Source organism: Carnobacterium sp. (genome assembly GCF_040274425.1).
This window is the reverse complement of sequence record NZ_JBEMBC010000160.1, coordinates 1-2,575: the sequence shown is the minus strand read 5'-3', so window position 1 is coordinate 2,575 and position 2,575 is coordinate 1. Positions and strand designations below refer to the sequence as shown.

The following is a 2,575-nucleotide window of genomic DNA, read 5'->3' as shown; positions in this document are numbered from 1 at the left end:
CTTCCTGTACCCGTATTTAACTATGCCGGAACGGTCATTCCTATCATTTTTGCTGTTTTAGCACTAAGTTATATTTATCGGTGGGTTGACAAAGTTTTACCAGAAATTTTACGTACTGTATTTACACCAACGATTTCATTATTTGTTGGAGGATTAATTGCTTTAACGGTAATAGGGCCTATCGGAATTCATGCTGGTAATCTGCTTGCTGCTGGAGTGAGTTGGTTGTTTACTATTTCGCCAATTTTAGCCGGTGTGGTAGTTGGATTGATCAGACCCATCGCTATTCTTACAGGCTTACATCATGCTATGACACCAATTGCGTTGCAAAACTTTGCTAATCAAGGTTACGACATGTTAATGCCAATGATGTTTATGGCTAATATGGCTATAACAGGTGCAACGGTTGCTTTATATAAAAAAGTTCAAACAAAAGAAGAAAAATCGATTATCTTATCAGCAGCATTTTCAGGATTGTTAGGTATTACTGAGCCTGCTTTATTCGGGGTATTAACAAAGTATAAAAAAGCGTTTCTTGCAGCGACTATTGGTAGTGCAATTTCTTCTGCTTTCATAAGTTTCTTTGGAGTAAGAATTTATGGATATATTTTATCAAGTATTTTCAGTCTACCAGCTTATATTGGTCAATATTTTATTTATGCAGTGTTAGGAATTATTATTGCAATCGGAGTTTCGTTTGCCATTACTAGTTTTTTAGTACCAAAACAAACAATAGAGGAAAGTTCAAACGAAGTTCAATTGAGTGCCGTTACGGATGGCTTGTATGTTCCTTTAGAAGATGTAAATGATGATGTATTTTCAACAAAAATGATTGGTGACGGTTATGCTATGAAATCTACATCAGGAGATATTTATTCACCTGTTTCTGGTACAGTTAAAACAATTTTTCCAACGAAACATGCGGTTGGTCTAGTAACAGAAAATGGACTTGAAATTCTTGTTCATATGGGAATTGATACAATGAGTTTAAATGGAGAAGCATTTGATATTTTTGTCAAAGTAGGAGAATCTGTAACACCTAAGACAAAAATTGCTCATATTAATTTAGAAAAAATTAAACAAGCTCAAAAAGATGATACGATCATTGTTGTTGTCACTAATATGGACAAAGTTCAAAGATTATCAGGTGAAAGTAATCTGGAAGGTGAACATCTTGCAGGAAGTACTTTAGGAAATGCTATTTTATCTTAAGTAGTAAGAGATCATAATTTTTTTAAGGAGTTTTAAGAATGAAAAAGATGAATATTTTACAACGAATAGAAGAAGCAGGAGTCATAGCTGTTCTTAGAGGTGAAACGAAAGAAGAAGTTTTAAAAACGAGTCACGCGGTTATTAAGGGCGGAATTAGAAGTATAGAATTAACCTTTACTGTTCCAGAAGCTAATGAAATCATAAAAGAATTGGCTGAGGATTACAAAGACCATGATGATGTGGTTATTGGAGCTGGAACAGTACTAGATGCAACAACAGCTCGCTTAGCCATTATGGCTGGTGCTCAATATATTGTGAGTCCGAGCTTTAACCCAGCTACTGCAGAAATGTGTAACCTTTATCAAATTCCTTACCTACCAGGATGCATGACCATCACTGAGATGGAAACAGCACTTAAAAGCGGTGTTGATATTGTCAAACTATTCCCTGGAAGCGTGTATGGTCCTAGTGTGGTTAAAGCATTTAAAGCTCCATTGCCTTATTTAAATATCATGCCTACAGGTGGAGTCAGCATAGACAATATGGCAGATTGGTTCAATGAAGGCGTAGTGGCTGTCGGAGTTGGCGGGAACTTATTAGAGCCAGTAAAAACCGGAGATTTTGATAAAGTGACAGATCTAGCAGCACAATATATGGATAAATACTACGAAATAAAGGGACAAAGATAATATGGGGAAAGTTGTAACTTTGGGAGAAATCATGATGCGGCTCTCAACAAATCCTGGAGAACGATTAGCACATGCACAACAACTTGATGTTTGTTATGGAGGAGGAGAAGCGAATGTAGCCATTTCGCTTGCCAACTATGGTCATGAAGTAGCCTTTGCCAGCAAAGTTCCCAATAATATTTTAGGCCAATCCGTTAAAAAATTTCTGAATAGTTATGGAGTATTCACTACACATCTGCTTTTTGGTGGTCAACGTTTAGGATTGTATTATATGGAAGCTGGAGTAGGTAAGCGGTCCGCAAATGTGATTTACGATCGAGCGGGTTCTAGTTTTGGTGATATGAAAAAAATTGAGTGGGATTTAGATGCTCTTTTCGAAGGCGTCGATTTATTTCATATTTCTGGAATTACTTCTGCACTTTCGAAAGAATGGAAGAAGCTGACAATGAACTTAATCAAAGCTGCTAAGAAGGCAGGTGTTAAGATTAGTTTTGATATCAATTACCGTTCTAAATTGTGGAGTTTAGAGGAAGCAAGGGAAATAATCAAACTGATTTTGCCGTATGTAGATTATTGTTCAGCTGGAGATATGGATGCCAGGTATCTTCTGAATATTTCTGAGAACAGTGAAAATAAGGATATCAAAAATGAAATGATCTATTATTATCAAGAAA

The 2,575-nt window shown here is 36.1% G+C and carries 3 protein-coding genes; all 3 read left to right on the top strand.

What is annotated here, in order from left to right; translation table 11 throughout:
* Nucleotides 1-1,212 (top strand): glucose PTS transporter subunit IIA (locus tag ABS911_RS14935; protein WP_350468209.1); only part of this gene is annotated, 1,212 nt, incomplete at its 5' end.
* 38 nt (nucleotides 1,213-1,250) lie between these two features.
* The gene (locus ABS911_RS14930) at nucleotides 1,251-1,901 is read left to right on the top strand and encodes a bifunctional 4-hydroxy-2-oxoglutarate aldolase/2-dehydro-3-deoxy-phosphogluconate aldolase (protein WP_034536936.1); all 651 of its coding nucleotides are present in this window, start codon (nucleotides 1,251-1,253) and stop codon (nucleotides 1,899-1,901) included.
* Nucleotide 1,902: 1 nt separating this feature from the next.
* Nucleotides 1,903-2,575: PfkB family carbohydrate kinase (locus tag ABS911_RS14925; protein ID WP_350468208.1), on the top strand; the 673-nt coding region annotated here is incomplete at its 3' end.

Bases quoted from the DNA above. Each gene is read 5' to 3' on its own strand.
- ABS911_RS14930 (WP_034536936.1), top strand. From the start codon at position 1,251: ATGAAAAAGATGAATATTTTACAACGAATAGAAGAAGCAGGAGTCATA.